This is a genomic window from Corynebacterium sp. NML98-0116, assembly GCF_001767255.1.
Lineage (GTDB): Bacteria > Actinomycetota > Actinomycetes > Mycobacteriales > Mycobacteriaceae > Corynebacterium > Corynebacterium pseudogenitalium.
In genome coordinates this window covers 1,230,941-1,250,892 of record NZ_CP017639.1, presented here as the reverse complement: position 1 = coordinate 1,250,892, position 19,952 = coordinate 1,230,941, and the positions used below count along the sequence as shown (strand labels likewise).

Genomic DNA, 19,952 nt, shown 5'->3' with positions numbered 1-19,952 from the left:
GCTGCATGGGTTCGCTACCGCGACCAGAGCCTTCCTGCGGCCGCCTGGCCGAGGCTGAGCCCGCCATCAGTGGCGGGCACTTTTTTATGCGTTAACACCGTCAATGATGGGCGTTGGTGCCGGAATACTTGCAAGATGTCGGTCATCAAAATGCGGTTGACGGCGCAGCCCCCCGTGATGCCAATGACCTCGGTAGCTTCTTCTTGGGCGGCGTCAATAAGCGAGCGAGCAACGAGTGTCGCTATGCCTGCGTGTGCAATTCGGGCAATGTCTTCGAAGAGGCGTGTCCCATCTAGGGTTGCACTGATCACCCATTGTGCAAGATGCGGGAACGATTGAATGTCTTCGGTTGCGTCAAGCGCTTCTGCCGGTGAAAGGCGGGACTTGCCTGCGAGGGCCTCAAGCTCCATCGCTGCTTGCGCTTCGTAGCTCACCGATTGCTGAACCTGGAGTATTGATGCGAACGCGTCGAAGAGCCGTCCCATCGAAGTTGTTGCAGTGGTGCCGAACCCGCTGCTGAGCTGAGAGTCTACTAATCGCAGCTCGTCTAGATCGACCTCAGGAGGCACGCTGAGGTCTTCGAGCTGCCAGCTATGCGCGAGACCGCGCGCAATCCGCCACGGATTTCGCACCGCTTTGTCGCCACCGACGAGGGAAAATGGTGGTAGGTGCCAGAGCCGCTCGGCGTTGCCATCGTCGGTTACATGAAGTATTTCGCCACCCCAAATGGTGCCGTCCGTTCCGTAGCCGGTGCCGTCGAGAGCTGCGACGACGGCGGGCGTCGATAGTCGCTGATGCTCAGCCAACAGTGACAGTGCATGTGCGTGGTGATGCTGGACCTCAATGAGCTCGACGTCACGCTGGTCAGCGTAACGCTGCGCCCACATCGAAGTTTGGTAACCAGGGTGCATGTCGCACACAACAACGTCGGGTTGTGCGCCTTGTATTGAGCAGAGCTGTTTTACCATTTTTTCGAAGTGCCGCTGAGCATCCCATGACCCCATATCGCCTACATGCGAGGAGACGTGTGCGTACCGCCCAACGGCTAGAGTCGCCGTGTTCTTGAGTTCGCCCCCTACCGCTAGGACAGTGGGCTTTCGCTCAGTGTCGAGCAGCATTGGAATCGGCGCCAGTCCGCGAGACCTCCGAACAAGCGTCGTATCGACGTAGACCGAGTCTTCTACGGGCACATAAATCTCACGATCGTGGAGCACAAACATGTCCGCGAGGTGCGTAAGTTTCCGAAGTGCCTCTTCATTAGTGACGCATAGAGGCTCGCCACTGAGATTGCCCGAGGTAGCCACCACAGGTCGGTCAACCAACAGATGGTGCAGTGGTGAATACGGAAGCATGAGGCCTACTTCCCTCAAACCAGGCGCAATACCTTCGCAGAGTGCTCCTTTGTGAAGCGGTACGGACACGATCGGATGCGACGGCGATGCCAAAAGATCCTCCGCTTCTTTACTGAGTGTTGCAATGGATTTGGCGGCGTCGAGATTTGGCACCATCACCGCGAGAGGCTTGTCGGGTCGGCGCTTGCGCTCCCTCAGCTTTTCGACGGCCTCTTCGTTTTCCGCCGCGCACATCAGGTGAAAGCCACCAATCCCTTTGACCGCGACGACCGCACCAGATTCCCAGGCGTTTTGAACCTTGAGCACGAGCTCGTCGAATTTGCCGGGGTCCAATGCAAGCGCATCCGTTCGCGTTTCGGCGAGGACGGCACCGTTGGCATCCGTACACCACAAAGTAGGGCCGCAATGTGGGCAGCTTATTGGTTGCGCGTGAAACCGCCGGTCGTCTGGGTTCGTGTATTCTTCCTCGCATTGTGTGCACATAGGGAATTCACGCATGGTGGTAGTCGCGCGGTCGTAGGGGAGCGAAGTAATGATGGAGAGACGTGGCCCGCAGTGTGTGCAAGTGGTGAATGGGTAGTGGTAGCGCCGGTTGTCTTGGTCATCAATATCGGCTAGGCAGGCTTCACACGTTGTCATGTCAGGGGAGATGAGTGTCTTTTCTCCCTCGACATGTTCTGACTCGACAATCCGAAACCCCGTTTCGCCGTATACGAGTGGGAGCGGAGACGTTTGGCTATCCAAAATGTGGGCGAGAGGCGGGAGCTCGTCGATAAGCGTCCTCTGCGCATTGTGGAGTGCTGATGCTTCGCCCTGAAACTCGATAAAGACTCCGCGCTCGTTGTTGCCGACAAGTCCAGTAAGGCCGAAGCGTTGTGCGATTCGCGCGACGTGCGGACGCATTCCCACCCCCTGGACAATGCCTTCGAGAAAGACGCGGACTCTGCTCTGTGCTCCCATGCTGCATACTCTACAAACTTCTTGAATAATCGCCTAGGCTAGGTGCTGTGCATGAAGTTGCATTAAGTCATCAGTTAGCGTCAGCAGTTCAGCGCGCAGCGCGCGGACGAACGGTGCTGTCGGTGCACCTCCGAATCGGTGCGCTGCGACAAGTCGTGCCGGAATCACTCGAGTATGCCTGGGGGTTCGTCACAAAGGGGAGCCCCATGGAAAAGTCGGAGCTGCGGATCGACTGGGTTCCAGCCGAGATCGAGTGCAGCAACGGGCATCGAAGAATACTCGACCCCAATGAGTATCTCGACGTCCGATGCCAGGAATGCAACGCTCCCACGAGTGTGATTACGGGCGAGGAATTCGCTGTCGTAGACATTGATGTGACATCTGACCGTTAAGAAGGAGAAAAGAAGCATGGGACGTTTCCACCGCCACGACGACGGGACTGTACACAGCCACGATCATTCGCATGATCACACGCACCACCACGAACACGATCACCTCCACGTGGGAGTAGATGCGGAGCACTCTGAGCACGGAGACCACACTGGGTATGACACTGGACGTGAACGCATCGCGGTGCTTGAGGATATTTTCACGGAAAACGATGTAAAAGCGGCCGCAAACCGTTCCGCGTTTGAAGAGCACGGCGTGGTTTGCATCAACGTGATGAGCTCCCCGGGAGCAGGAAAGACGACGCTGCTGCGTAAAACCTTGGAAGCGCTCGCGGACAAAATCCGTTTCGGGATTGTAGAAGGTGACATCGAAACTGCGTTAGACGCAGAGCGCTTGGAAAACCTCGGTGCACAGGTAAGTCTGCTCAATACCGGGAACGGGTTTGGGGGCGAGTGCCACCTCGATGCTCCGATGGTTGCGCATGCTTTAAAGGGGCTCAACCTCGATGATGTCGATATGGTGCTGATTGAAAATGTTGGCAACCTAGTGTGTCCGGCTGAATTTGAAGTTGGAGAGCATCATAAGGTAATGGTTGCCTCAGTTACCGAGGGGGAGGATAAGCCGCTGAAGTACCCGGTCATGTTCCGGAGTGTCGAAGTGGTCGTCGTAAACAAGGTTGACCTGCTGCCTTACCTGAATTTCGATCTCGATCTGTTCAAGGAAAATCTTGAGAAGGTGAATCCTGGAGTGAAGGTAATCCTTACCTCAGCTACAACGGGGGAAGGATTAGACGAGTGGAATGAGTGGCTTATGTCCCAATCGGGGGTAGATTTCTAGCCCTGCCGACTTCACGACACCGGAATTACTTTCATGTCTTGATACCCTGGCCCTATAGATGCGTTAAGCATGCAGCTTGACCGCTGATGGAATCTGTACACGTTCATTTGAGGGGTATGGGCCGGAGTATGTGCCGGCACATGGCTCTCGCATGAGAGGGAAAATCGATGCTTCTACAAGACACTTGGCAGAGTGGAACGCTTTGGGAAAACCTGTCGAAGAAGGGGGTGAAGCGTCGAGACTTCCTTAAAATGTGCAGCTCTATGGCTGCAGTGTTTGCAGTGGGTGCGCCGCTTGCCTCACGCGCCAACGCTGAAGAGACTGAGGTAATTGCCGAGGCGCTCGGTGATGTAAAGAAGCCAATGGTTGCTTGGCTTCAGCTACAGGAGTGCACCGGCTGTATGGAGTCGGTGCTTCGTTCCGGTTCCTCCACAGTTGAGGACCTCGTCTTGAACCAGCTGTCGATGAACTACAACGAGCTCGTGATGGCTGCATCAGGGCACGCAGCCGAGCAGGCACTGGAAGAGATGAACAAGGAACCGCACATTCTGGTGGTCAACGGCTCTGTTCCAACTGGTGCAGGTGGCGCATACTGCCAGATCGGCGGCAAGAGCGCCGAGCAAGTTCTCCGCGAAGCCGCAGAGAACGCAACCGTAATCCTTTCCGTAGGTGCATGTGCAGTGTATGGCTCAGTACAGGCTGCTCGTCCAAACCCGACCGGGGCAGTGGGTGTTGACGAAATTATCAAGGATAAGCCAGTCATCAACGTGGCTGGTTGCCCGCCTATCGGTGAAGTTATCACCGCAACAATCACCTACCTGCTGACCCACGGTGAGCCACCAAAGGTGGATGCAGAGGGTCGTCCACTCTTTGCGTACGATCAGCGCATTCACGATTCCTGTCCGAAGCGTCCACACTTCGATGCGGGCCAGTTCGTGCGCACGTTTGATGACGAAGGCGCTCGTAATGGCTGGTGCCTCTATGAAGTTGGTTGCAAGGGCCCATCGACCTTCTCGCCATGCCCGATCATCCAATGGAACCTCAAGTCCGGCTGGCCGATCGGCGCTGGTCACCCGTGCATCGGTTGTACGGAAAAGGACTTCTTTGACCGGTTTACTCCGTTCTACGAGGAACTGCCGAATGTTCGTGCATTCGGTCAAGAAGCTTCCGCTGGCAAGATTGGCCTCGGCCTCATTGGTGTCGCCGCCGCTGGTACCGCAGTCCATGGCGCACTCAGCGTAGTCAAGGAGGTTGGCATCCGTCGCAAGAGTGGCGAAGTTCAGCCTCTTGCGGCCTTTGGCGAAGAAGACGGTCCCGAGGATACCTCGGCACTTATGGCAGAGGGTGATCAGGCGTTCGCGACCACCACCGATACTGATGGACACCACCGACCCAACCCATCCGCGTAAGCGGCGTTCACGACGATTGAAAGGAAAAGCAACTAAAAATGGCTGAAAGAGTTGTTGTAGACCCGTTGACGCGTATCGAGGGTCACCTCCGCATGGAGATGGAAGTCGAAGACGGCACCATCACCAACGCTTGGAGCGAGACCACGATGTTCCGCGGCATTGAGAAGATTGTAGAAGGTCGAGATCCTCGCGACGTCTGGGCGTTTGTTGGCCGTATCTGTGGCGTTTGCACTGGTGTTCACTCCCTCGCAAGTGTTGTTGCCGTCGAAGACGCAATTGGAAGCCACATCCCAAAGCAAGCGCAGCTTATACGTGACCTCGTCCTGACAAGCCAGGAAATCCACGACCATGTTGTGCACTTCTACCACCTGCACGCCCTTGACTGGGTGAACGTTGTCTCCGCAGCAAAGGCTGACCCAGAGAAGGCAGTCGAGTTTGCGAAATCGATAGGTTCGAACTGGAAGCTCAACTCCGTCGACAAGTTCCAGCAGGTGAAAGACACCTTGAACTCGGTTCTTGATTCCGGTCAGCTTTCTATCTTCACCGGTGGTTACTGGGACCACGAGGACTACCGTCTGCCACCAGAAGCAAACTTGATGGCGGTTTCGCACTACCTCGATGCGTTGCAGTTCCAGCGCTCGATTATCCGCATCAATACGGTGTTTGGCGGTAAGAATCCGCACCCGAACTTCCTCGTCGGGGGTATGGCCTGCACGATCGACCAGGATAAGTCAGAGACGGTCAACCAGGTTTCGATTGACCAAATCAAGAACTGGGTCGCAGAGATCCATGAGTTCATCAACGGTGTGTACCTGCCTGACGCAATGGCGATTATGGGCGTGTACAAGGATTACTTTGATATTGGTGCGGCTGCCCCGAACTTCCTCGCGGTTGGTATGGCTGGCGCAACAGTTCGTGGTGATCACATGGAGCGAACCATGGGGTACACGCATACGGACATCACTCCGGGTGTACTGCTCAACGGTGACTACTCCAAGGTCCATGAGCTCAATCCGGACCTGTTCAAGGAATACGTTTCCTCGGCATGGTTCGCACAGGATGACAAGAACGAAGGCAAACACCCATTTGAGGGCGACACTATCGCCGATTACACCGGTCCTAAATTGCCGTATAAATGGCTCGGCGATAACGAGGAGTACACCTGGTCTAAGGCGCCGCGTTACGACGGCCACGTCGTTCAGGTTGGCCCAGTTGCCCGTATCCTGCTCGCGTATGCTCAGAACGAGCCAAGCACGAAGCGCCTCGTTGATGATGCGCTGAAGAAGCTCGGCATTAAGCTCGAACAGCTGAATTCGACCGGTGGCCGTACGCTGGCTCGTGCTCTGGAAGCTGTAACGACTTCTGAGGCCATGACCAATGTGTTGCTGCCCGAGTTCATCGAAGGATTGCGCAAGCGTGACTACGACGTCTTCGACTCCAGCAAGTGGGAACCTTCTTCCTGGCCGAAGGAATCAGAAGGCTTCTGCATGATGGAAGTCGCCCGTGGCTCTCTCAGCCACTGGACCAAGATCAAGGATGGTAAGACGGAGCGCTACCAGGCCGTCGTGCCGACCACCTGGCTGGCCGGTGGTCGTGATCCTGAGGGCAAGATGGGCCCATACGAGGAATCTCTGGCGAATGGCAAGCACCCGCTGGCCAACCCAGAGGAACCGCTAGAGGTACTTCGCACCATCCACTCGTTTGATCCATGCATGTCCTGTGCTGTGCACCTGCTGGACACGGAAGGCAATGAACTTGTGAAGGTGATCATGCAATGAGCACCCAGCTAAACCGTGCTTCTTCGAGCTCGGGTGGCGTGCCTGAGACTCGCAAGATCGCTCCAGATAAAAATCTGGTGTTGAGCGTCACAGAATCACGGCCGATAGACGATATCGGTGCGGAAACACTGTTGCGCCTGGCATCGTCGCAGCCGGCAAACTCGCCAGATCCTGTTGATCAGGCGCTGCTGCGTGCTGTTGACCCCGACTACGTCTACGGCACCGTGGAGAGCTTCAGCCCCGCGACGCCAAGCCGAAAGTACTCGCTTTCGGTCGTGCGTAACGCAAAGTTGCTCGGCGAGCGCCAGGACGTAGCGGTCATGCGTGGAGACCTTGCATCGGTAGTTCAAGCATCTGCATGGGATAAGCATGAGATGAAGACGATGATGCAGAACGTCGACACTGTTTCGAAGTTCGGCAATCGATGCATGGGTGTCGCCGTTGCACCTGTAGATGGCGACAAGACCGGTGAATTTGTACTCAAAGGCTATATTGCATTCGGCATCGGCGACCATGTCCGTCCGCGTCCTGTATCCAAGGGCGGCTACACCCGCATCGAGATGTGGCCGGTTGCACTGCGTTGGCAGCACTGGATCAACATGATTTTGATCATCATGATGACGATCACTGGTTACTACATCATGGATCCATTCTTCGGTCCTTCGAATGCTCACGATGCCGGAATGCTCATGGGCTGGAACCGTCTCATTCACTTCATTGCGGCCTTCGCGTGGATCGCACTGTCTATCTGGCGCCTTGCCATTATGGTGTTCGCTCAAACACGACAGATGAAGTGGCGGGCACTGTGGCCAGTGCGAAGCCAAGATGATCTGAAGTTGATGTGGGAGCAGACGAAGTACTACTTGCTCCTTACGAACGAACCGCCACCACGTGTTGGCCACAATGGTCTCCAGCAGACGGCGTACACGGGCATTTACGCTATGTGTATGGTGCAGATTTACTCTGGTCTTGCGCTTTTCGGTTTGCCCAAGCAGGATAGCTGGTTCTGGCGGCTCATGGCTGCACCCGTGGAATGGATCGGCATCCCATACTTCCGTTTGGTGCATGCATTGATCATGTTCATTATTTGGGCTTTCGTCATTCTGCACGTCTACCTTGTGTTCCGTGCCGATGCGACGGAGCGCCACGGTGGGCTGTCTGCAATGATCAACGGCGGTGTTTGGTTGCCGAAGGGCACGAAGCCGGTTGACGGTCCTGAGGTTGAGTAGAGTATGACGGTCACGAGGAAGCTTCGTCCTGCGCCAGATGTCCCGGTGCCATCGCCTGAGCTGGTGACGCTTGATGGCGTCACTATCAACGTCATTGGCATTGGAAACGAGATCATGGCGGATGACGCAGTTGGGCTGGCCATCCTCCGCGAGCTTGAGGCGGACCCGATCCAGGGTGTGAACTTCATCTATGGAGGAACGTCTGGCATGGAGATCCTACCCATGGTGCAGGACGCCGACTACCTGCTGGTGCTCGATGGGCTCAAACAGGGCCAGCCAGGTGATGTGGCTGTGCTCGTCGGTGATCAAATTCCGCGCCTATTGCAACAGCAGCTATCGCCTCACCAGGTGGGACTGCTGGACCTGTTGAGCGCCGCGCGCCTCACAGGTCAAGAACCCGACAACGTGGCGGTTGTGGGTATCACGGCGCGCGACGTCGAATTCCGTACATCGCTGAGTGAGGAGACCAGTGCTGCAATTCCAGAAGCAGTGCAGCGGGCCCGGCAGCTGCTAAAGGAGTGGACAGCAGAAGCTACTCAACATCAACCCAAGTAACTTGGAACTCGTCACCCCCACGCAGATCTGCAGTGGGGGTGTCACATTTAGGGCATCGCAGCGCGAAGTATTCGTCAATCTCGACGGTATCTTCACATTGAGGGCACCAGACTGCCGCGGGGATAATGTCCAAGTCGAGCCGGGCTTGAGCACACGTTGTATCGACGCGTGCAAGATCCCATGCTTGGCGAAGCGCATACACATCAACCCCGGAGCGCGTGCCTACTTTCATACCGACCGCCAGGACGTTTCGGCCGGGCACCGACTCGTTCACTGCATCGATTACCCCGCGAAGTAGACTCAATTCATGCATACCCCCATTATGTTCAATTGGGGTAGGCAACGCGAGTAAGGAGCATGGAATTTGTCAGAGAAGTTGTTTCTTGACGCCGTCATCGATCCGCTTGCAGCGACAGTTATTGTCGAAGGCGAGGGAAGTGAACGCACGGCACGCTTCGACATCGCCGGCGTGCCGCGCGTAGACAAGCTGTTAGTGGGCAAGCGCGCGAGCGAAGTTCCGACTATCGTGACGCGACTCTGTGGGCTGTGCCCGGTAACGCACCACTTGGCGGGGATGCGAGCACTTGACCAACTTGTTGGGTCGAGCGATTCGATGAGCGAGCAGGCCGTGCAGCTCCGGCGCCTTCTTCATGCGGGTTCGGTCCTTGACACGCTCGCACCGCGCCTGCTGCCTGACCACGGATTAGAGATCCGCAAGTTTGCGAAGCTGGTGCTGCGTGCCGCCGGTTGTCCGGGTCACTTTCCCGATGTTGCGATTCCTGGGGGAGTGCACGCACACGCCGATGCCGATGAGGTCAAGCGCGCAGCTGAAGGCGTCTCGACGATCCGTAGTCTCTTGCCTTCCCAACCGGTTGAGCCTGTGGAACAGCATCCTCCAAAGCTTGCCGACCTTTTCGCGTGTGATGCCGACGGCGCAGCAGATCCACTAGGAGAGTGCATTGCCGCGCGTTTCGAGGGTGAGCTGCATGTGTTCCCAGCGCATGATTTCTATGAGCACGTTCGAGAGCAGCACCCCGGTGCTATCACCCCGCGGCCCCAGGTACTTATCGACGGCCACTGGCGCGACTACCGGGTAGGCCCAGTTGCGCGATTCCCCCATCTGAGTGCGCGCGACGCCCAGTTTGCGCTTGTGCGCTCGGTACTCGACGATATCGAAAAGCTTTTGCAGGTTCCTGAGCTGTTGGCTGAGCCGGTCGTCGTCGATAATTCACTGCGCGATGGCACCGCAACGGGAATCGTTGACGGTCCTCGAGGCTTGTTGGTGCACCGCTACACTGTGGAAGACGGCAATCTGATCGATTGCCAGATTTTGAGCCCTACCGCGCAAAATGAGGGATGGCTTGCTCGGATGCTCACAGAGGCATCGACTCCTGCAGAGATGGAGTATGCGATCCGTAGCGCGGATCCTTGCCTGCCGTGCACCTCGGCACCGGAAGGCGCCATGAACATCAACATTGAAAGGAAATGATGTAGCGATGTGTCTTGGAGTTCCAGCGAAAGTGCTCAGCACTGGCGACCTGTCCAGCCCCATGCCGATGGGGGCCATCGATATGAAGGGTGAGGAGCGGCCATGCTGCTTCGCATATCTTCCAGAAGTTGAGGTGGGGCAGTGGGTGCTCATCCAGAATGGATTCGCAATGGACGTCATTTCGGAAGATGACGCGCAGGCCTCGTTCGAGGCGATCGATGAGTTTGATCTGCTACCAAACCAACCCGGCTCTACTGTGCGCTGACCTTAACGGCGTCCGATTGTTGTTCTGCTCGCGCCGTGCGCTATATTGAGCAGGCACGCCCCAGTAGCCCAATTGGCAGAGGCAACGGATTCAAAACCCGTCCAGTGTGAGTTCGAGTCTCACCTGGGGCACAAGGAGCCTGGTCGAGGATTCCCTCGACCAGGCTCCTTTTGTACGAAACTTAGCTATCAGGCTGATGCCAACTCGTTGATGCGTTCAACAGTTGTGACTGGGTCATCAACTGTGAGGACGAGGCGGGCGGAGTTCTCATCAGCTAACTCGATTACGACCGTATTCTCGAATCCGCTGACGTTCCAAAACAGCTTTTCACCATCTGAGTGGAACGTTCCCGCAAGCTTTTCACCCATCCTTAGTCCTGGGCAGCGAAAACCCTTCGGCTCGTTCTTCATACCCGGGTCATGTGTAGCTCCGCGTACATGTTCCCAGGGAACCTCGATGGATCCTTTGAACGACCAAATCTTATCTAAGCCGAGTGGCTCAACAACCAGAGTAGCGTCGGTGAATTTGAGATTGTTGTTGCTCATTGTGCTTCTCCTTTGGAAGTGCCGCTTGCGCGGTCGAGTAAGTGCTTGCCTAGTGCTGCTGGGCCTCCAGCAAAGCAAAGGGAATTTGCTTCGAGAATCAAGGGGCGTAGCTCTTGGCTTACGGGCGCGACTTCCACGAGAGTGACTGCAACAAGACTCTTGGCTTCTAGTGTCACTTCACCTGTCTTAGCGTTTCGGCATACTGCTTCCAGCGCCGTTCTCAGCAGGCCATGTTTGGAACCGAAGATTTTATAGAAGCTCGAACGATTTATCTCAAGGTAGGTAAGAGTTGCGTCAACGGACTGTGCTGTATACCCGCGTTCACCGAAAAGCTTTATAGCCCTGCGGATGACTTCGTCTTCATCGAACTCTCGTGGTCTACCCATGACTTTCATACTATTCGTTCTGGAATGCATTGTCCATTATCTGAGGCGGATTAGATACCGTGTCGCGCGCCAAGTGCGTGTTTATGGCTCTACGCCCGGATACTGGAAAGGAACCGGTGCTGTTGTGGTTTGGGGCTCAGTTTAAAAGTAGCGTTGGTTAGTGGATTATGCTCCGGTACCGAGTAGACCGCGCACAAGTGCGGTGAACCCGCCGAAGATCGCCAGGGCGAGTGCTATTCGGTACCCCAGTTGTACTGGTACCCGTGGTGCCATACGGGTGCCAACAACGATGCCCAACACCATCGCAACAATGCCAACCACCCACGTTTCAGGAGTCACCGCGGAGAGGTTTGCTGCACCAGTGATTTCCTTAATGGCGAATGAGAGTGCGCCGCTGACCAGGAAGATTGGCTGGAGCGTAGCTGCGTAGATCTCCTTAGGCCAGCGTGCCGCGTGGGCGTACACGGTGATTGATGGGCCAGCTACGCCTGCCAACGTGTTCATGAAACCACCAAGTGAACCTGCGATAACAGAAGGTACGGTGCCTTCAATATTCGGTATGTAGCGTTTTCCCAACGTCACTGTGCCGAGCGCGATCAACAATAGAACGCCAACGATGATTAGAAGCAAACTAGTTGAAACTGCCCGTATGAGGAATGCGCCGGGTACCGCACCCAAAACAAGGGCTCCGGCAATTGGGGCAAAGCGTTTCCAATCAACGCGCTCGCGCATTGAATAGGTGTTGGCTATCGCGTTGACTGTGGCTAGCACGTTGACCATCAACACCCCAGAGACTGGACCGAGGAGGACAGATAGTGCGGGGGCCGCGATAAGCCCAAGGCCCATTCCTGAAATTCGCTGCAAGGCAGCTCCAGCGAACACAGCCAGGAAGATCCCGATCAGAACTGTTGTCACTGCACCCTCCTGTGCTCTGCTTCATATACAGCGCTCATCACCCTACCTGACGAATTTTAGATACCTGGAGTGAACTGGCGTTTTAGATGATCGCGTGGTGCGATTCACGCCTGAGCGCTTGCCTGCTATATACTTTGCGACGTCGCCCCAGTAGCCCAATTGGCAGAGGCAACGGATTCAAAACCCGTCCAGTGTGAGTTCGAGTCTCACCTGGGGCACAACACCCGGCCATAAGCCGGGTTTTCTTGTTTGAGTCGTCATGTCGGGACGTACGTCTACACTAGGGGCCGTGAAGAAACGGTTATTGCTCATTGACGGACACTCCATGGCATTTCGAGCGTTCTACGCTCTGCCTGCTGAAAACTTTTCGACGACCGGTGGCCAAACAACGAATGCGGTGTATGGCTTCTTGTCGATGTTCGCCAACGTTGTGGCGCAAGAAGCACCGACGCATATTGGTGTGGCGTTCGATGTGGGGCGCAAGACGTTTCGAACGGAACGTTTTCCGGAGTACAAAGCTCAGCGCGAATCCACTCCGCCAGAGTTTAAGGGGCAGGTTCCGCTGATTCAGGAGTGTCTTGAGGACCTCGGAATCATCAGCTTGTCGAAGGAGAATTTTGAAGCTGACGATATCGTGGCGACGCTGGTGCACCTGGCTCGCGCTGATCAGGATTTCGAAATTGTCTTGGTTTCAGGGGACCGTGACTACCTACAACTGGTAGACGATTCAACGACGCTGTTGTACCCGATGCGCGGGGTTTCGACGATGACACGTTTCACTCCGGACAAGGTCGAGGAGAAGTACGGGCTGACTCCGGCACAGTATCCGGATTTTGCGGCGCTTCGGGGAGACCCGTCTGATAACCTCCCCTCGGTTCCGAAGGTCGGGGAGAAGACGGCGACAAAGTGGATCACGCAATACGGTTCGCTTGCAGAACTCGTTAACCACGCGGATGAAATCAAGGGAGTCGCAGGTCAAAACTTCCGAGACCGTATCGAGCAAGTGCAGCTCAATCGTGAACTCACGCAGATGGTCACCGACGTGGAGCTCCCTGTTACGCCAAATGACTTGGAGCTAAAGGCCGTAGACATCGGTGCTATTGCGAAGCGGTTTGATTCTTTGGAGTTCGGCACGAATCTTCGCGAACGTGTGCTATCCGCGCTTCCTACGGAAGGGGACGCCGAAGAGCATTTGCCTGTGGAGCTTCCAGAAGTTGTGATCGACGAAGGGCCGTTGGACGAATGGATCGCTTCCCATAGGGGGCAAGGATTAGCACTGTATGTGGACGGTAGTCCGGTGCCGGCAAACGGTGATGCTACTGCGATTGGGATCGTCGATAAGGAGCGGCACGGCATCCAACGCGAAACAGCGGAGCTTACCCCTGAAGAGGATGCTGCGCTGAAGGACTGGTTGGAGTCAGATGACCCCAAGTACCTCCACAACGGTAAAGCTATGTATCACATGTTGCGGGGCAGAGGCATCGCACTCAGCGGGATTGCGCATGACACAGCGATTGCTGCCTACCTGCTTCGCCCGGGGCAGCGCACCTATGCGCTGGCCGATGTATACCAGCGTCACTTGCAGCGACAGTTGGACGTAGGGCAAGAGCAACTCAGTCTGTTGGATCAAACTTCACAGGTTGATGCCGCCGTTGCTGTGCTGGAACTGGCGCAACATCTTGCTCAAGAGCTTCGTGAAATCGACTCTTACGCGCTGTATGCCGACCTGGAGCTGCCACTTGTACCCATTCTTGCCAGGATGGAGGACGTCGGCGTGGCTGTTGATATCGAAGCTCTTGAAAATCTTCGCAAGGAGTTTACTGACAAGGTTGCCCAGGTAGAAGGAGAGGCCCGCACGCTTGTCGACGAGCCAGCTCTCAACCTTTCGAGTCCGAAGCAGCTTTCTGTCGTCCTTTTCGACAAACTCGACTTGCCTAAAACCAAGAAAACGAAGACTGGGTATTCGACGGCAGCCAAGGAGATCGAGGCGCTTGCAGAAAAGAATCCGCATCCGTTCCTTGATCATCTGTTGGCACATCGTGAGTTTCAGAAGATGAAGTCCACAATCGAGGGGCTTATCAAGGCGGTACATAGTGATGGCCGAATTCACACAACCTTCAACCAAACCGTGACTTCAACGGGCCGACTGAGTTCGACTGATCCAAACCTGCAGAATATTCCCGTCCGTACAGAGACAGGTCAAAAGATTCGAGCAGCATTCACCGTTGGTAAGGGGTATGAGTATCTTCTGACCGCTGATTACTCACAGATTGAGATGCGAGTGATGGCGCACCTATCCGGGGACAAGGGGCTCATCTCCGCGTACAAGGATGGCGAAGACCTGCACAACTACGTCGGTTCACAGGTATTTGATGTTGCTATCGACGCCGTGACGCCCGAGCTACGCCGTCGGGTCAAGGCAATGTCATATGGTTTGGTTTATGGGCTCTCTGCGTACGGCCTCGCCGCGCAGCTCTCGATCTCGCCAGGTGAAGCCAAGGAAATCATGGAGAGTTACTTCCACCGTTTCGGTGGGGTGAAGCACTATCTGGACTCGGTCGTCGAGAAAGCCAGAAAGGATGGATACACCGCAACTGTGTTTGGGCGCCGACGCTACCTGCCTGAGCTCAACAGTGACAACCGAGTCGCCCGAGAAAATGCTGAGCGGGCGGCCCTGAATGCTCCTATCCAAGGTACTGCCGCAGACATCATTAAAGTAGCGATGATTCACGTTGACCGAGCGTTGGCTGACTACGAGTCCCGTGTGCTGTTGCAAGTGCATGACGAGTTGGTTGTTGAAGTCGCTCCGGGTGAGCTCGATGAAGTGCGTGAGATTGTTGAGCGGGAGATGGATCGCGCTATTGAACTCAACGTGCCGCTCGAGGTTTCTACCGGATACGGAGAGAACTGGCAGGATGCTGGCCATTAGGGCGGGAAGTGCGGGGCTATAGAGCGGCCCCCATTATTCCGCTCTATAGCCCCGAGACGGTCCCAGAGCCTCCTTCTCAATCCGTCTGGGACTGCCTTCCCCCATCAACCGCTTCTTCCCCCGAGTTCCCCCGAGAAGCGGTGCCACGGTTCACCTCGCGAGGTTTCACAGCTCTAGATTGGCCTTATCTATCGCTGCTGCGCCTTGATCGTGGCAATGAAAACACTAACAGACGTCTGTGGGGAACGTAAGAGAATTGGCCAAAAATGGACTACATTAAACAAAATATTGACTAATTATGGGGGTGTGGGATGGCGAGTGTATCGCTTTGACCTGCGAGTTTGCGCCTTATCGGCGGTGCGGCAGACTTACGGCGTTCTCAGTTGGCGAGTTCGGTGAAGGATGTGTTGTTTGCCTTAACGGTCGACCTGATGGGGATTTATCCGAGTGTTGATATTTGCGCGAGCTGGGCAAAGGCGATATTCTTGCACGAGCATATCTGGGCAATAGGTCTCGTGGTGTCGTAATAGGAGGGCATCACCGGCTCATATTGCGGGATCTTTCCGCGCTGGTAAGAGATGATATGCCCCTGTCCAAATACGATCTCCTATTTCAATTTCGGAGCACATTTAACTTATGCGCACTTCCAACGCACCACAGGTCGCAATCAACGATATCGGCGGACCTGAGGAATTTCTCGCCGCTGTAGACGCAACCATCAAGTACTTCAATGATGGTGACATCGTCTCCGGCACCGTAGTTAAGGTTGACCACGATGAGGTTCTCCTTGACATCGGCTACAAGACTGAGGGTGTTATCCCTACCCGTGAGCTGTCGATCAAGCATGACGTTGACCCGGACGAAGTTGTCCAGGTCGGCGACGAGATCGACGCACTGGTCCTGACCAAGGAGGACAAGGAAGGTCGCCTCCTGCTCTCCAAGAAGCGTGCTCAGTACGAGCGTGCTTGGGGCACCATCGAAGAGCTGCAGAAGAACGACCAGCCAGTTACTGGTACGGTCATCGAGGTTGTCAAGGGTGGCCTCATCCTCGACATCGGTCTTCGTGGCTTCTTGCCTGCGTCGCTCGTTGAGATGCGTCGCGTCCGTGACCTGGATCCATACATTGGCCAGGAGCTCGAGGCAAAGATCATCGAGCTGGACAAGCACCGCAACAACGTGGTCCTGTCCCGCCGTGCATACCTCGAAGAGACGCAGTCCGCTGTTCGTTCCGACTTCCTGCACCAGCTGCAGAAGGGTCAGGTACGCAAGGGCGTTGTTTCTTCCATCGTCAACTTCGGTGCTTTCGTGGACCTTGGCGGCGTAGACGGCCTGGTTCACGTTTCCGAGCTGTCCTGGAAGCACATCGACCACCCATCTGAGGTTGTCACCGTCGGCGATGAGGTTACCGTTGAGGTTCTCGACGTCGATCTCGACCGTGAGCGTGTTTCCCTGTCGCTGAAGGCGACCCAGGAGGACCCATGGCGCGTGTTCGCACGCACCCACGCTGTCGGCCAGATCGTGCCGGGCAAGGTCACCAAGCTTGTTCCATTCGGTGCGTTCGTTCGCGTCGAAGAGGGCATCGAGGGTCTGGTTCACATCTCCGAGCTGGCACAGCGCCACGTCGAGGTACCGGACCAGGTTGTCAACGTTGGCGAAGAGGTCATGGTCAAGGTCATCGACATCGATCTCGACCGTCGTCGTATCTCGCTGTCGCTGAAGCAGGCGGACGAGGATTACAACGAAGAGTTCGATCCGTCCCGCTACGGCATGGCTGATTCCTACGACGAGCAGGGCAACTACATCTTCCCAGAGGGCTTCGATCCGGAGACCAACGAGTGGATGGAGGGCTTCGACGAGGCTCGTCAGCAGTGGGAGGCTCGCTACGCAGAGGCTGAGCGCCGCTTCCAGGCGCACACTGCACAGATCGAGCGTCATCGCGCTGCTGCTGCCGAGGCGGCAGAGCAGGCGGGTGACCAGGCGAACTACTCCTCGCAGTCCAACGCTGCAGCTCCGGCAGCGGATGAGACCGCTAGCGCAGGTGGCTCGCTCGCATCTGACGAGCAGCTCGCAGCACTTCGCGACAAGCTCGCTGGCAACTAGTCTTTATTAGCTAATCGACGACCCCTTCCTGGAATCCAGGAAGGGGTTTTCGCCTATTATGTGACGCATGTTGAAAATTGGGCTTACCGGAGGAATCGGAAGCGGAAAGTCGTCCGTTGCCGCGTTGTTACGTGAGCGTGGCTTCGTCGTAGTCGATGCTGACCGTATCGCGCGCGATGTTCTGCAACCAGGAAGCGATGGGCTAAAAGAGGTGGCTGCTGCATTCGGCGATGACCTGGTGGACGCTTCCGGTGTTTTGAACCGAAAGTTGCTGGCGCAGCGGGCGTTTGTCTCGGAGGAACAGACGCAGAAGCTGAATTCGATTACGCATCCTGCGATTCGCAAGGAGTCATCACGGCAGTTCGACGCCGCTGAAGCTGAAGGAGCCCGGGTTGCTGTGTACGATATGCCACTGCTTGTAGAGCTTGGGCTGCACCGTCAGATGGACTTCACCGTTGTAGTCGATGTGAACGAGGAAGAGCGAGTGAGGCGGCTGGTTCAATTGCGCGGTCTATCGGAGGCAGACGCCCGTTCCCGTATAGCACGGCAGATTGATGACGACGATCGACTTGCGGCCGCTGACTACGTGATTGACAATAACGGTCCGTTGTCTGAGCTCGCTCCGCAGGTGGATGCTTTGGTCGACTATGTCGAGCGAGAATTGTTGCAGCATCAACGTTGAGGAATCTGGTTGAGTCATTAGACTGAGCTGCATGGCATTTGCAGCAGAGCATCCGGTCCTGGCACATTCGGAGTTTCGACCAGTAGGCGAGATCGAGCGTCGAGAAAAGCCCTTTGAAGTCGTCTCGGAGTTTGAGCCATCGGGTGATCAGCCTAAAGCGATCGCAGAGCTAGATGAACGTCTCAACCGGGGAGAAGAAGACGTCGTCCTCATGGGTGCCACCGGCACCGGCAAGTCGGCGACGGCAGCGTGGCTGATTGAAAAGCAGCAGCGCCCAACGCTCGTGATGGCTCCGAACAAGACGCTCGCCGCGCAGCTAGCAAATGAGCTTCGGCAGCTCCTCCCAAACAACGCGGTTGAGTACTTCGTCTCGTACTACGACTATTACCAACCAGAGGCATATATCGCTCAGACGGATACATACATCGAAAAAGATTCCTCCATTAATGATGATGTAGAACGCCTGCGTCACTCAGCTACCTCCGCATTGCTGTCGCGTCGTGACGTAGTGGTGGTGTCGTCAGTCTCTTGTATCTACGGCCTTGGTACGCCGCAGTCCTACCTTGATCGCTCTGTGGTGCTGCGCGTGGGGGAAGAGGTTGAGCGTGACCGCTTCCTTCGATTACTCGTTGATATCCAGTACGAGCGCAACGATATTGACTTCAAACGCGGTACGTTCCGAGTAAAGGGCGACGTCGTCGATATCATTCCCGCGTATGAGGAAGTCGCGGTTCGGGTTGAGTTCTTCGGAGACGAGATTGACAGCTTGTATTACATTCATCCGCTCATGGGAGACGTGCTGAGCCAAGAAGATGAGCTTCGGATCTTTCCTGCTACCCACTACGTGGCCACTGAAGAGCGAATGGAAAAGGCGATCGAATCCATCAAAGAAGAGCTTGCAGACCGTTTAGAGGACCTTGAGAACCGCGGAAAACTACTTGAGGCTCAGCGACTTCGGATGCGCACCGAGTATGACCTCGAGATGATTCAGCAGGTCGGCTTCTGCTCAGGCATTGAGAACTATTCTCGTCACATGGACGGCCGCGAGGCAGGATCGGCGCCAGCGACGCTCATCGACTACTTCCCGGAAGACTTCCTCACAATTATCGACGAGTCTCACGTGACCGTCCCGCAAATTGGAGGAATGTTTGAAGGCGATATGTCGAGGAAGCGCAACCTCGTGGAATTTGGATTCCGGCTGCCGAGCGCCGTCGACAACCGTCCGTTGACCTTCGATGAGTTTGAATCGCGCGTGGGGCAGACGGTGTACATGTCCGCGACACCGGGCGATTACGAGCTCGAAGCAGCACACGGCGAGTTTGTTGAGCAGGTTATTCGCCCAACAGGCCTCGTCGATCCAAAGGTCACGGTGAAACCGACGAAGGGACAAATCGACGACCTGATTGACGAGATTCGCGTCCGGGTGGAGAAGAACGAGCGCGTGCTGGTCACTACCTTGACGAAGCGCATGGCTGAGGACTTGACTGACTATCTCCTGGATAACGGGGTAAAGGTGCGCTACCTGCACTCTGACATTGATACGCTGCAGCGCGTTGAGCTGCTCCGCCAGCTGAGGCTTGGAGAGTTTGACGTCCTCGTTGGCATCAACCTGCTGCGAGAGGGTCTCGACTTGCCGGAAGTTTCACTTGTTGCAATTCTCGACGCCGACAAGGAAGGGTTCCTGCGTTCGACCAAGTCGCTGATTCAGACTATCGGGCGCGCAGCTCGTAACGTATCTGGAGAGGTCATCATGTACGCCGACCAGGTCACTGAGTCGATGGAGGAAGCAATCAGTGAGACAGAGCGGCGTCGCGAAATTCAGTTGGCGTACAACAAAGAACATGGGATCGATCCGCAGCCGCTGCGCAAGAAGATTGCCGACATTTTGGATCAGGTATATGAGAACACTGACGGTGAAGCTGAAAATGGCGTTGCCTCGGATACTGCAGTTGTATCGAAGCCAGACGTGTCCGAGATGGCCTCTGATCAGGTACAAGCATTGATCGACGACCTTACGAAGCAAATGGGTGCAGCAGCTCGCGAGTTGAAGTTTGAGCTCGCCGGCAGACTGCGTGATGAAATTGCTGATCTCCGAAAGGAACTTCGTGGTATGAAAGATACAGGAAACTAA

The 19,952-nt window shown here is 55.8% G+C and carries 17 protein-coding genes and 2 tRNA genes; 14 read left to right on the top strand and 5 right to left on the bottom strand.

Annotated elements, in window-relative coordinates:
* Positions 1–14: 14 nt before the first annotated feature.
* Positions 15–2,312 carry a carbamoyltransferase HypF gene (gene hypF, locus BJP05_RS05585; RefSeq protein ID WP_070362544.1) on the bottom strand — a complete coding sequence of 766 codons (2,298 nt, stop codon included), beginning with the start codon at positions 2,310–2,312 and terminating at the stop codon, positions 15–17.
* Between the two features lie 47 nt (positions 2,313–2,359).
* On the opposite strand from hypF, the gene BJP05_RS05580 reads away from it, so the two are divergent.
* The 6 genes from BJP05_RS05580 to BJP05_RS05555 all read left to right on the top strand — a co-directional run bounded on the left by BJP05_RS05580 (position 2,360) and on the right by BJP05_RS05555 (position 8,510).
* Complete coding sequence (locus tag BJP05_RS05580) at positions 2,360–2,704, top strand: hydrogenase maturation nickel metallochaperone HypA (RefSeq protein ID WP_070362543.1); 345 nt, start codon at positions 2,360–2,362, stop codon at positions 2,702–2,704.
* 16 nt (positions 2,705–2,720) lie between these two features.
* A complete protein-coding gene (gene hypB / locus BJP05_RS05575) occupies positions 2,721–3,539 on the top strand; it encodes a hydrogenase nickel incorporation protein HypB (RefSeq protein WP_070362542.1) in 819 nt (272 codons plus the stop codon).
* 167 nt (positions 3,540–3,706) lie between these two features.
* The gene (locus tag BJP05_RS05570; protein ID WP_084028584.1) at positions 3,707–4,948 is read left to right on the top strand and encodes a hydrogenase small subunit; all 1,242 of its coding nucleotides are present in this window, start codon (positions 3,707–3,709) and stop codon (positions 4,946–4,948) included.
* 38 nt (positions 4,949–4,986) lie between these two features.
* Positions 4,987–6,726, top strand: coding sequence for a nickel-dependent hydrogenase large subunit (locus tag BJP05_RS05565; RefSeq protein ID WP_070362541.1), 1,740 nt, complete (start codon positions 4,987–4,989; stop codon positions 6,724–6,726).
* Positions 6,723–7,955, top strand: a complete 1,233-nt coding sequence (cybH, locus tag BJP05_RS05560) for a Ni/Fe-hydrogenase, b-type cytochrome subunit (RefSeq protein ID WP_084028583.1) — start codon at positions 6,723–6,725, stop codon at positions 7,953–7,955. Before BJP05_RS05565 ends, cybH begins: the two co-directional genes overlap by 4 nt.
* A gap of 3 nt (positions 7,956–7,958) precedes the next feature.
* Positions 7,959–8,510 carry a hydrogenase maturation protease gene (locus BJP05_RS05555; protein WP_083329511.1) on the top strand — a complete coding sequence of 184 codons (552 nt, stop codon included), beginning with the start codon at positions 7,959–7,961 and terminating at the stop codon, positions 8,508–8,510.
* Here the strand turns inward: BJP05_RS05555 and BJP05_RS10980 are convergent.
* The gene (locus BJP05_RS10980; RefSeq protein ID WP_071573925.1) at positions 8,488–8,823 is read right to left on the bottom strand and encodes a hydrogenase maturation nickel metallochaperone HypA; all 336 of its coding nucleotides are present in this window, start codon (positions 8,821–8,823) and stop codon (positions 8,488–8,490) included. The genes BJP05_RS05555 and BJP05_RS10980 overlap by 23 nt on opposite strands.
* Positions 8,824–8,874: 51 nt before the next feature.
* Between BJP05_RS10980 and BJP05_RS05545 the strand changes: the two genes are divergently transcribed.
* The 3 genes from BJP05_RS05545 to BJP05_RS05535 all read left to right on the top strand — a co-directional run bounded on the left by BJP05_RS05545 (position 8,875) and on the right by BJP05_RS05535 (position 10,395).
* Positions 8,875–9,999 carry a hypothetical protein gene (locus BJP05_RS05545; RefSeq protein ID WP_070362539.1) on the top strand — a complete coding sequence of 375 codons (1,125 nt, stop codon included), beginning with the start codon at positions 8,875–8,877 and terminating at the stop codon, positions 9,997–9,999.
* A gap of 7 nt (positions 10,000–10,006) precedes the next feature.
* Positions 10,007–10,264: a HypC/HybG/HupF family hydrogenase formation chaperone gene (locus BJP05_RS05540; RefSeq protein WP_070362538.1), complete on the top strand. Its 258-nt coding sequence runs from the start codon at positions 10,007–10,009 to the stop codon at positions 10,262–10,264.
* 57 nt (positions 10,265–10,321) lie between these two features.
* Positions 10,322–10,395 (top strand) — tRNA-Leu (locus BJP05_RS05535).
* A 57-nt stretch (positions 10,396–10,452) separates the two neighbouring features.
* On the opposite strand, the gene BJP05_RS05530 is transcribed toward BJP05_RS05535, so the two are convergent.
* The 3 genes from BJP05_RS05530 to BJP05_RS05525 all read right to left on the bottom strand — a co-directional run bounded on the left by BJP05_RS05530 (position 10,453) and on the right by BJP05_RS05525 (position 12,110).
* Entirely contained in the window at positions 10,453–10,809 is a 357-nt protein-coding gene (locus BJP05_RS05530; protein WP_070362537.1) for a hypothetical protein, read from the bottom strand.
* Positions 10,806–11,204, bottom strand: a complete 399-nt coding sequence (locus BJP05_RS10975; RefSeq protein ID WP_240492715.1) for a TetR/AcrR family transcriptional regulator — start codon at positions 11,202–11,204, stop codon at positions 10,806–10,808. Before BJP05_RS10975 ends, BJP05_RS05530 begins: the two co-directional genes overlap by 4 nt.
* Before the next feature lie 156 nt (positions 11,205–11,360).
* Entirely contained in the window at positions 11,361–12,110 is a 750-nt protein-coding gene (locus BJP05_RS05525) for a sulfite exporter TauE/SafE family protein (protein WP_071573922.1), read from the bottom strand.
* 144 nt (positions 12,111–12,254) lie between these two features.
* Between BJP05_RS05525 and BJP05_RS05520 the strand changes: the two genes are divergently transcribed.
* From BJP05_RS05520 to uvrB, 5 genes are all read left to right on the top strand, one after another.
* Positions 12,255–12,328, top strand: a tRNA-Leu gene (locus tag BJP05_RS05520).
* Between the two features lie 41 nt (positions 12,329–12,369).
* On the top strand, positions 12,370–15,039 hold the full coding sequence (polA, locus tag BJP05_RS05515; RefSeq protein ID WP_070362536.1) for a DNA polymerase I: 2,670 nt from the start codon (positions 12,370–12,372) through the stop codon (positions 15,037–15,039).
* A gap of 636 nt (positions 15,040–15,675) precedes the next feature.
* Complete coding sequence (gene rpsA / locus BJP05_RS05510; protein ID WP_070362535.1) at positions 15,676–17,139, top strand: 30S ribosomal protein S1; 1,464 nt, start codon at positions 15,676–15,678, stop codon at positions 17,137–17,139.
* Positions 17,140–17,206: 67 nt separating this feature from the next.
* Positions 17,207–17,821 carry a dephospho-CoA kinase gene (gene coaE, locus BJP05_RS05505; protein ID WP_070362534.1) on the top strand — a complete coding sequence of 205 codons (615 nt, stop codon included), beginning with the start codon at positions 17,207–17,209 and terminating at the stop codon, positions 17,819–17,821.
* Positions 17,822–17,852: 31 nt separating this feature from the next.
* Positions 17,853–19,952, top strand: a complete 2,100-nt coding sequence (gene uvrB / locus BJP05_RS05500) for an excinuclease ABC subunit UvrB (protein WP_070362533.1) — start codon at positions 17,853–17,855, stop codon at positions 19,950–19,952.

Excerpts from the sequence above, each read along its gene's own strand:
- hypF (WP_070362544.1), bottom strand. The coding sequence starts at position 2,312 with ATGGGAGCACAGAGCAGAGTCCGCGTCTTTCTCGAAGGCATTGTCCAG.
- hypB (WP_070362542.1), top strand. The coding sequence starts at position 2,721 with ATGGGACGTTTCCACCGCCACGACGACGGGACTGTACACAGCCACGAT.
- BJP05_RS05570 (WP_084028584.1), top strand. The coding sequence starts at position 3,707 with ATGCTTCTACAAGACACTTGGCAGAGTGGAACGCTTTGGGAAAACCTG.
- BJP05_RS05565 (WP_070362541.1), top strand. The coding sequence starts at position 4,987 with ATGGCTGAAAGAGTTGTTGTAGACCCGTTGACGCGTATCGAGGGTCAC.
- cybH (WP_084028583.1), top strand. The coding sequence starts at position 6,723 with ATGAGCACCCAGCTAAACCGTGCTTCTTCGAGCTCGGGTGGCGTGCCT.
- BJP05_RS05555 (WP_083329511.1), top strand. The coding sequence starts at position 7,959 with ATGACGGTCACGAGGAAGCTTCGTCCTGCGCCAGATGTCCCGGTGCCA.
- BJP05_RS10980 (WP_071573925.1), bottom strand. The coding sequence starts at position 8,823 with ATGCATGAATTGAGTCTACTTCGCGGGGTAATCGATGCAGTGAACGAG.
- BJP05_RS05540 (WP_070362538.1), top strand. The coding sequence starts at position 10,007 with ATGTGTCTTGGAGTTCCAGCGAAAGTGCTCAGCACTGGCGACCTGTCC.
- BJP05_RS05530 (WP_070362537.1), bottom strand. The coding sequence starts at position 10,809 with ATGAGCAACAACAATCTCAAATTCACCGACGCTACTCTGGTTGTTGAG.
- BJP05_RS10975 (WP_240492715.1), bottom strand. The coding sequence starts at position 11,204 with ATGAAAGTCATGGGTAGACCACGAGAGTTCGATGAAGACGAAGTCATC.
- polA (WP_070362536.1), top strand. The coding sequence starts at position 12,370 with ATGTCGGGACGTACGTCTACACTAGGGGCCGTGAAGAAACGGTTATTG.
- rpsA (WP_070362535.1), top strand. The coding sequence starts at position 15,676 with ATGCGCACTTCCAACGCACCACAGGTCGCAATCAACGATATCGGCGGA.
- coaE (WP_070362534.1), top strand. The coding sequence starts at position 17,207 with ATGTTGAAAATTGGGCTTACCGGAGGAATCGGAAGCGGAAAGTCGTCC.
- uvrB (WP_070362533.1), top strand. The coding sequence starts at position 17,853 with ATGGCATTTGCAGCAGAGCATCCGGTCCTGGCACATTCGGAGTTTCGA.